This is a genomic window from Acidovorax cavernicola (assembly GCF_003581445.1).
Genome location: NZ_QXMN01000230.1, coordinates 1 through 1,281, shown reverse-complemented (window position 1 = coordinate 1,281; position 1,281 = coordinate 1). Strand labels below are relative to the sequence as shown.

The window sequence follows — 1,281 nt, the reverse complement described above, 5'->3', positions numbered from 1 at the left end:
GGGAAAAAGTAGACATCAGACTCGGCTCCTCATGGGTTTTGGCAGCGTTGATCTGCCTTGTCCGAATTATCAAAACTCATCGTCGGGCCCGCTGTTCTGATCAAGCGAGGCGGTATGACTGGTCTAGCGATGGGGGAAGGTGATTCCCCTAGTCGAGGCGCAGAAGCTGCCGGCATGGCACCGGCACAGCGCAGGGGCCATGAAGAAAGCCCCTCGCCAACGACGTGGAGAGGGGCTGGGCGTGACCGACTGCGGTCGAAAAATCCGCGGAACTCAGAAGCGGTGACGCATGCCGATGCCGAAATTGGTGCCGCTGGCTTTGACCAGAGTACCGGGGCCGGGCAAGGTGTTGGTGACTGTCTTTTCCTGCATGGCGATGACATACAGGTGGGCCGCCTTGCTCAGGCGGGCAGGTCTGCCTGCGGCACGAACATGCCGTGGAAAGCGCCCGGCAAAAGGAATGGCAGCTTGACGATGGCCGTTGGCGCGGCCTGGATGTCTTCGGCATCGAGCACCAGCAGCACGGCGTGCCGGGCTTCGGTCATGTTGGCCACGCACAGCAGGTAGCCGCTTCCTTCGGGCGCGTCGGCCGATCTGGGAACGAACACCGGCTCCTGGGTGGAGCCGGCGACGGGGTGCTGGTCGATCTTGAAGTGCTTCCAGTCGATGCGCCCGACGCCGGTCGGGGTCTTGATGTAGCCCCAGCGGTATGCCGACATCGCATAGCGTTCGTCCAGGCGCGGCATTTCGCCCACGGCACCTGCCACGGGGGTCAATCGGCAGTTGTCCTGGGGGTCGGACAGATCGAAGGTCAGCCGCGTGATGGTGGGCTTGCCGTCCTGTGCGGGAGTGGGGTGGCCGTGGATGTCCGGGTAGAAGCGAAAGCCATTGCCGCGGCTGATGGTCGCGTCCACATGCACCAGATTGCCTTCCGTGTAGGCATTCATGATGTGGCCGCTGAAGCAGTTCGGCACGCGGAACCAGCGGATGTCCTGGGTGCTGCCGGCGCGCGGCATGATGCCCCATGCGGATGGCAGATCCGGGTCGAAGCGGTAGAAGTCCCCGCCTTGCTGGATGCGTTGCTGATCCACCGTCAGCGGCATCACGGCGAAGATCACATGCTCACGGGTCACCGCGAAGTCATGCGACAGCCCGGGGAACGGCGACTGGAAGCGCTCCTGCCGGTACAGTTTTCCCTGTTTGTCTATGACCTGCAGCATCATGTCGCCGTCCATGCGGCCGTCGCAGAACAAGCCGAACGACCACCATTCGCCGGTGACG

At 63.2% G+C, this 1,281-nt stretch carries 1 protein-coding gene; it reads right to left on the bottom strand.

Annotated elements, in window-relative coordinates; genetic code table 11:
- Nucleotides 1-401: 401 nt before the first annotated feature.
- A partial coding sequence (locus D3H34_RS32775) for a carotenoid oxygenase family protein (protein ID WP_147400602.1) occupies nucleotides 402-1,281 on the bottom strand: 880 nt, incomplete at its 5' end.